5 protein-coding genes and 1 pseudogene are annotated in these 8,648 nt (G+C 35.8%); 4 read left to right on the forward strand and 2 right to left on the reverse strand.

Annotation, left to right across the window (positions count from 1 at the left end):
* The first annotated feature begins 109 nt into the window (after positions 1-109).
* Complete coding sequence (locus tag GSM_RS07955; protein WP_003688572.1) at positions 110-889, forward strand: DUF975 family protein; 780 nt, start codon at positions 110-112, stop codon at positions 887-889.
* A gap of 622 nt (positions 890-1,511) precedes the next feature.
* A complete protein-coding gene (locus GSM_RS07960) occupies positions 1,512-2,765 on the forward strand; it encodes an IS110 family RNA-guided transposase (protein WP_235720361.1) in 1,254 nt (417 codons plus the stop codon).
* A gap of 150 nt (positions 2,766-2,915) precedes the next feature.
* Here GSM_RS07960 and GSM_RS07965 read toward each other — a convergent pair.
* Both GSM_RS07965 and GSM_RS07970 read right to left on the reverse strand, forming a co-directional pair.
* Positions 2,916-4,180 (reverse strand): annotated as a pseudogene (locus GSM_RS07965) (ISL3 family transposase).
* Between the two features lie 202 nt (positions 4,181-4,382).
* Complete coding sequence (locus GSM_RS07970; protein ID WP_003688565.1) at positions 4,383-5,768, reverse strand: C40 family peptidase; 1,386 nt, start codon at positions 5,766-5,768, stop codon at positions 4,383-4,385.
* Between the two features lie 547 nt (positions 5,769-6,315).
* Between GSM_RS07970 and serC the strand changes: the two genes are divergently transcribed.
* Both serC and GSM_RS07980 read left to right on the forward strand, forming a co-directional pair.
* Positions 6,316-7,413, forward strand: a complete 1,098-nt coding sequence (gene serC / locus GSM_RS07975) for a 3-phosphoserine/phosphohydroxythreonine transaminase (RefSeq protein WP_003688564.1) — start codon at positions 6,316-6,318, stop codon at positions 7,411-7,413.
* 1 nt (position 7,414) lies between these two features.
* Positions 7,415-8,590 (forward strand): phosphoglycerate dehydrogenase, encoded by a 1,176-nt coding sequence (locus GSM_RS07980; protein ID WP_003688562.1) that lies wholly within the window; start codon positions 7,415-7,417, stop codon positions 8,588-8,590.
* Positions 8,591-8,648: the final 58 nt, after the last annotated feature.

An 8,648-nucleotide genomic window follows, 5' to 3' on the forward strand; every position in this document is an offset into this window, starting at 1 on the left:
GATTAAAAAGGACACTGATATTAAAAATACCAGTGTCCTTTTTGTATAAAAAAACTATTTCTTAAAGTATAATACACATTAGGGAAGCAAGAATGGGAGTTTTGAAAAAATGAAGATGCGCAGGGAACTAAAAAATGAAGTAAAAGAAACTTTTAAAGGTCATTGGAACCAAGCAATTAAATTAGCAATTATACCTGTCATATTTCAAATTATTATGACAATTTTTGTTTTTACTGTTGTGATAATTTTAAGTATATTGATTGCAAAATATAGTGACAGTATTGCGAATGAAATATCTACAACCGGTACAACTGGTAATTTTGATCATAATAATCTTTTTGGTAATAGTATTGGAGGAATTATATCATCAATGCTTTTAACAGGTATAGGATTTACTTTTTTAGATTGGCTAAGAACAAAAAATGCTGATTTTAGTACGCTTAGGGGTGCATTTAGTGTATTTACTAAGAGAAACTTCTTAGGAGTCCTTGTATTGTACATTTTAATCAATATCTTCATATTTTTCTGGTCATTGCTATTTATTATTCCAGGTATCATAAAATCATTTGCTTATTCCCAAACATATTTTGTGTACAAAGATATGTCACAGGCAGAAAATGCTGATGACTTTAATTTCCTAGATTATATTACGAAAAGTAGGGAATTGATGAATGGTCATAAATTTGAATTTTTTGTCCTTAAGTTAAGTTTTATTGGATGGGACATATTAGCAATATTGACTCTAGGAATAGGATTCATTTGGTTAACACCGTATAAATTAGCAACATATGCTGCTTATTATAATAATTTAACAGAAGACAGCGATATTCCGAATAATCAACAAGATAAAAACACTGATGATAAGGGATCTGTTATAGTTGAATATTAATTAAAGTTAGAGTGATAGTGCTGTTCATTTTAACTGATAGTTGAATTGTTACCTAAAGTAAAAGAGAGTAATAAAAGTCGTAAATTTGAGTACTAGCGTTAAATTATGAACATAGCGAGTCAAATGCTACAAGTATTTGTGGTTAGACGTAGATCTTTGTCTTATGGAATGCATTTATGAGTAGTATAAAAAGGAGACCAGGTCAAAAGTTATTTTTTTGACTTGGTCTCCTTTTTTAATTACCATAGAATGGACGATAGGTAGCTATTTACAAATAAAATAGGGTAAAATTATCAGGCAGAAATTTTATGGCCTTAAACGGCTCTCTAGTGGCTTTGATAGTCTATTCAGCCTAGCTATAAGTAAGGACATCATTAAACATAGTCAACTTAATTATGTTACATACAAAAAAATTGGCATAAAAAAAGGCTCTTCGTCAAACATCCTAAAGTAAGAGGTATCAAGATTGTGACGACAATCTTGATACCTCTTTTACTATACTTAAATTGAGGTTGAGGTCGTCAACATCAGTGGAATATAAATTCCGAGTGTCAAACTGGCCCAACAACACGTAGTGAACAGTTAGATTTAGGATGTTGGTCCTTGAGATCGAATATAGAAAATGAACGAATCTGCGAAGTTGTTACCTCAAAAATATATGGAAGGCGATAAAGTGCACGTTTTAGGTATTGATGTGAGTCGTGGAAAGAGTAATTGTGCTGTTTTACACGATCATACGGTTGTTAAGGAATTTCAGATTATCCATAATAAATCTGGATTGGCAAAGCTCAAGTCAATAATTGCGAGTGATTTGCCAGTCATGGCAGTATTTGAAACGACTGGTATTTATTCTAGAGTTCTTACTCGTTTTTTCATCGATGAAGAAATGAATTACCTTGAAATAAATCCTTTGGAGTCCTCAATTCGCATGGCGGGGTTGAGAAGGCAAAAGACAGACCGTTCAGATGCAGTTAAACTAGCACTCCTGGGAATTGATCAGAAGTCACTGATTCATGGTCGTAGACCATATTCAAGGCCATATGAGCAACTTCATTTAATGGCGCACCGCTATCTAGAAATAACTAAGGAGAGATCCCGGATTATCAATCATTTACATGCCGCACTTGATCAAACGTTTCCCGAGTTAAACGATATATTTAACCCAATTCGATCAGTGCTCGGCTTAACTTTTGTTAGCCTCTTTCCCCACCCTGATTTTTTAATAGGATATATTCCAGGAACGATGGCAAAACAAATCATTAGCTCGGTAAGTCATAAAATCCGTTCGGATTTAATTGTACGTAGATGCAAAGAAGTCTGGCAAGCAGGCCAATTATCATATCCTGCACAATCTGCAGACTCATTTATAATTAGCCAAATCCATAGTTATTGCGAAGAGATTCAGCAATATAATCAGGCCCATGACTTATTAAAGCGCCAATTGATCAATTACGCGAAAACTTTTCCGGAGTTTAAACTCATTACGAGTATTCCTGGGGCGGGAGAAATATCAACGGCGCTGTTACTAGGCTTTACAGGAAAAATAGCGAGATTCCCAAGCTATAAGCAATTAAATGCTTACGTTGGAATAGATTTACGACGAATCCAATCCGGAGGATTCAAAGAAGCTGATCGGATTAATCGGAGAGGTCAAAGTAGTGCCCGTTATATTATGTTTGAAATGATTAGATCTATGCTTAGAAATAAAGCACGTATTGATAATCACATTGTAGATTACTACTATAAGCTAAAAAAAGGACCACACCCTAAACCGGATATGGTTGCCATGATTGCTTGTGTGAACAGACTTGATAGGACGATTATGAATTTGGTCCGCACAAACCAAATTTATAATTACGCGAGAACTTCCCGTTAAGCAGACTATTTAAATACCAGTATAGTTGATATTTATGACAGTTTTTTCTCGTTAAAAGCTATCACTTTTTAGTGTACTCTTTTTTAATTGAGTTGGTATTTGACATCATATTAGAACTGTTGTTGGTGAATTCATATATTAGAGTTCTAATTACTTCGTGATTAGGGCTCTTTCTGTATTAATCTTAAAAGTATATAGTACTCCTAAGTTTAAAGAAGTTGTGATACCCGAAGCTGGCTCGTTTGATTGCTTTAATTTTATTATTGGATCCTTCTAAAGGACCATTTGAATACTGAGTAATAAAGGTATTATGGATTTCTCCATGATGGGTTTGAAGCATTTCAATGGTACTGCTCATTTCCTCAGAAAAGTCTTCGGCTTTCCAGAAGGCGGCATTGTAGTTATTCCAGTCTTTGTGTTGAATAGCTGTTCGCACATGATTTAGGACTTCATAAGTTTGTTTAAGTTCGGAATCAAGGGATAACAGATTATGAACGACGTCTGTAGCAGTGATCCAGTAAGGAAAATTGGTCCATTTATGAAAATGTTCAAAGTCTAGCTGTTCAGAAGGTACCAGTAATAGTTTCCAATAGCGTTTAAGCGCGCGAAATTCACGGGAAGAAGGGGCAAACTGTTTCATCAGTCTGACTCTAGTCTTGTTAAACGCGCGATTAAGGGCGTTGATGATGTGGAATTTATCCATAACCACGATTGCATTGGGGAAGACTGTTTTAGTAAGTTTGGGATAGGTATAATTCATGTCCGAAACGATAATTTTGACACTTTCTCTAGCAGCTTGATCAAAGTGGTAAAAATATATTTCTAGTTGATGAATGGTCCGAAACAGCAATAGGTCAATTAATTCATGCGTTTGCGCATCCATGAACTCAAAACTCATGGCATCCGTTGCTGACTTAGTGCTCTTAATCTCATCCATCAGGATGACTTCAGGTAAAAAGTGCCAATTCGGTCGAAAGTCCCGTTGTGCATGCATCAGTTGCCGGCCGACGAAGGAGTCAGACAACGACAGTTCATTGGCAATGTGTTTCAAAGATACTGGTTCCTCAAGCTTCTCTAAGCACTCTTTTCGTGTTGGATTGGAAATCGTACAGTGTTTAGGAACTAAATCAGTTTGAGCTAAAAAGGTTGTCTGACACTCCTTACATTGAAAGTTTCTTCGGTTCAAGTGTAAGATGACATTGTTTCCTAGTGTTTTCGCGAAGCGAACGGTTGTTTTACGCCATCCATAATTGATAATTTGCCCTTCATTGATAATACCGCAATTGGGACAAACCTGCGGCTGGTAGTCTAAACTGCCATTCAGGCGGATAACACCATCGTCTTTTCTAGCACCATCCATAATTTTTATATGCTTATCTTCTGCCTAGCAACAATTTGGTAGTATCATTACACATAAGGACATTTCCTTCTTTCTCTAGAATCTTCGTCGTGGTTGGTTTTAATGAATGGACAGGAATGTCCGCTTTTTTGTGTCTGATAATAATATACAAAAAAACTGTCATTAATAATAGATGAAATCTATTACCAACAACAGATATTGTAGAACCTAAAAAAAAGCACTGTAGTTAAACAGTCGCCTTTTTTCTTGATACTTAATTAGTTCATATGAATTGCAAAAGATGGTTGGAAATACTGGAAACTCTTGACACTAACAGTTTGACCAGATGATGGAGCAGCAACATAACTTGAACCACCAATGTAAATACCTACGTGCCATGATGAACCTTGAGAACCCCAGAATATTAAATCTCCAGCTTTAGCTTGGCTGACAGGAACAGCTGTGCCAATTGTTGATTGTGCTTCTGAAGTACGAGGTAATGATACACCAAAATGAGCATATACATATTGAACGAACCCAGAGCAATCAAAACCGCTTAATGACGTACCACCATACACGTAAGGAATTTTGAGACTAGCTAAATAAGTAGCATATGAAACAACTGATGACGTAGATACTGCTGCTGATGTTGAAGCAGTTGATGAAGCAGTACTACTTGCTGTTGTGGTAGCAGCAGCACTAGCAGTTGAAGAGCTAACACTTGGTGTAGCCGCAACAGAACTAGAACTAGCAACTGTAGCAGCACTAGAGTTAGCAGCACTAGTAGTTGTTGCTGTCGTTGATGAAGCAGCCGCTGTTGTTGAACTTGAAGCAGCAGTTGTTGCAGCAGTTGAAGTAGCCGCTGTTGTCGAACTTGAAGCAGCAGTTGTTGCAGCACTAGCGGAAGAATCGCTTGACTCGTTTGCAGCAGTTGTTGCTGTCGTTGATGGTGTCTTCGTAGGATCATTAATTGTCAAAGTCTGTCCTGGCAAAATTGCTGATCCCAATGTATTGGAAGAGCGCAAGGAAGCTACAGTAACACCATATGCTTGAGCGATAGTGTAAAGTGAGTCACCGGACTTAACAGTATATGTAACATGGTTTGAAGAAACAGTGACAGAAGGTGTAGTTGTAGTTGTGCTATTTGTAGTCGTAGTAGTTGTAGTAGAACTTTCTGTAGTTGTTGTACTTTCGTTATTCGTGTTATTCGTATCTGAAGAACTTGTATCTGCAGAGCCATCAACCTTTAAAGTCTGTCCAGGTTTGATCAGCGTTTCTGTTGATGATAAACCGTTCAATGAACGTAAACTGTCAACAGTAGTACCATACTTCTGAGCAATTGCCCATAATGAATCTCCTTTAGCAACTGAAACAGTAGAAGTTGCTGATGAAGAAGTAGAACTTGAGTCTGCTGTATTTGAAGTATTATCACTATCAGGGATAGTTAATGTCTGACTTTCAATGATTAAATGACTATTCTCGTTAATGTTATTTAAAGCCTCGATAGATTTGATGGAAACACCATATTTTTGTGAGAGACCCCAAACAGTGTCGTTCTTATTTACCTTAACAGTTGTTGAAGCACTTGCATTCGTTGTAGAAGCAAGAAATAAACCCGCCGCACCAACAGTGCTTGCTAATAATGTCTTTGTTGTACGTTTCAAATTAATTCACTCCTACTTTTATTTTTATTTTATAACCAATAACCTGATTGTAGTCTATCTTTATTGCATAACAGTACAAAAAATATTACATTTTAAGCCTATATGTAATAAAATGCAAATATTAATTGAAATGACGGGCTTTCTAAACAAAAAATTTTTTAAAAAGAAAGAATATCTAGTTTAAAACACTGATATAATAGGATTTTAAAAAACTTATAGGAAATTTTTTTCTTAAGAATGTTACAAAAAAGTTACAGCTGTCTTAAGAAGGGCATTTTAATGTATTTGTTGGTAGCTATTACTTTTTTCAAATGTTGTAATAAAGTTCAAACTCTATTATTACAAATATGTTAAATTTAGAAATTTCGACTAAAATAAAAATTCATCTTTGTTTGAAAAGATCGTTTAGTGTATCAAAAACAACATAGAAAGTAAATTAATTATTTGGTAATTATTTGTTACTAATAGCATTGACATCTTGCTTAACTTTGTCTATATTCGATTATTAGAGCATACTTTAAAATTAATTAGAAAGAAGTGAAGGATTATGGCGAATGTTTACAATTTTTCTGCTGGACCTGCTGTTATGCCAAGAGAAGTTTTAGAACAGGTTCAAAAGGAGTTGCTTTCGTATAAAAATAGTGGGATGAGTGTTATGGAGATTAGTCATCGTTCCTCACTTTTTGCTGATATTCAAAAGGATGCTGAAAGCAATCTGCGTGCATTAATGAATATTCCAGACGAATATGATGTATTGTTTTTGCAAGGTGGAGCGACACTGCAGTTTACAATGGCACCATTGAATCTAGCTATTAATAAAAGAAAAATAGGTTTTGTCGATACTGGACATTGGTCACAAAGAGCGATTGAGGAAGCACAGTTGATTGATGGCATAAGTGTTAATAAAATTGCTAGTGGAGAAGATTCGAATTACACGAAACTTCCGAAAATAGATGATTCTTTACAAGAAAATGTGGATTATATCCATGTTACGCTAAATAACACAATTGAAGGAACAGCATTTCGAACAGTTCCTAATATAAAAGGACAGTCCATAGTAGGGGACATGTCTTCAAACATCTTAGGACAAAGATACAATGTGAGAGACTTTGGAATGATATATGCAGGCGCTCAAAAGAATATCGGACCTGCAGGATTGACTGTAGTAATTATTCGTCATGATTTAGTAGAAAAGGCACCTGAGCTTCCCGCAATGCTAAGTTATAAGAAACTTGTTGCCAAGCATTCAACTTTAAACACTCCGCCTGTTTTTGCAATTTATTGTGCAGGCTTAGTCTTTGAATGGCTGCTTACACAAGGTGGTGTCGATGCAATGGAGAAAAGAAATCGAGAAAAAGCTCAGTTGTTGTATGACTACCTTGATGCTTCTACCTTGTTCCAATCACCAGTTGATGTTGAAAGTCGGTCTCTAACTAACATACCTTTTGTAACTGGTAATGCAGAATTAGATAATCAATTTATTGAATTAGCAAATGCTAATAATTTAGTTGGACTAAAGGGCCATCGTCTTGTGGGTGGCATGAGGGCTAGTTTATACAATGCATTTCCAATGGAGGGCGTTAAGAAATTAATAACAGTAATGGAAAAATTTGAATTAGAACATAAGCATAAGGAAGTGGGATGAAATGTTGGATATTAAGACCTATAATATGATTGCTCCAGAGGGAATTGCTGAATTTCCTACTGACATGTATACAATCAATGAAACTGATAAGCCGAATGCGCTCCTAATCAGGAGTCAGGACATGCATAAAACGAGATTTGGAACAAGTGTGCTTGCAATTGCGAGGGCTGGTGCTGGGGTTAATAATATCCCACTTGCTGAGGCTAACTCAAATGGAACGGTTGTTTTTAATACACCTGGCTCAAATGCTAATGCGGTTAAAGAACTAATCGTTGCGATGTTGATTCTGGCAACGCGACCAATTTTTTCATCCGTTCAATGGGCTAAAAAATTAAATGGAGCAGATGTTAGTCTCCAGACGGAAAAGGGAAAGAATCATTTTGCAGGAACAGAATTGCAGGGCAAGACAATTGGAATAATTGGACTTGGTTCGGTTGGTTCTAGGGTGGCACGAGCAACAGCAGATCTAGGAATGCATGTAATTGGATATGATCCATACATTAGCGTGGAGCATGCTTGGCGTTTATCAAATGATATTCCACGTGCAAAAGATTTAAGTGAACTATTACAGCAAAGTGACTATGTTACTATTCATATTCCATACACAGAAGAGAATAAGGATTTAATCACTGCAAAAGAATTGGCAGAGATGAAAGATGGAGCAACCTTATTAAATTATTCGCGCTGGGGAATAGTTAATGAGAGGGCAATTATTGATGCTTTAGAAAGTCATAAAATTGCACAGTATATCACAGATTTCAGTTCTGAGAAGGTCATTAATCATGAGCGTACTATTGTCACTCCGCATATTGGGGGAACAACACTTGAAGCTGAGGTAAATGGTGCAATAATGGCGGCACAAACTTTAAGAAAATATCTTGAAACAGGCAATATTATCAATTCTGTGAACTTTCCAGCAGTGGAGATGCCTTTTGATTCAAGCTTTCGGATTACTTTGATTCATCAAAACGTTCCGAATATGGTTGGTAGGATCACAACAATTCTTGCTAGATATGATATTAACATTGATAACATGATTAATCGTAGTCGTAACGAGATTGCTTATACAATGATTGATACTGATAATATTTCTGAGAAAACATTCAGTGAATTGAAGAAGGAATTAAATGAAATTCCTGAAGTAATTAGGGTGAGAGAGATTAGAAAAAATAGATAAGTTAGAACTTTTTCACGATTTTTCCTAATGATAAAAATAAATATGGGAAAATCAAATA

Source organism: Liquorilactobacillus mali KCTC 3596 = DSM 20444 (genome assembly GCF_000260415.1).
GTDB lineage: Bacteria > Bacillota > Bacilli > Lactobacillales > Lactobacillaceae > Liquorilactobacillus > Liquorilactobacillus mali.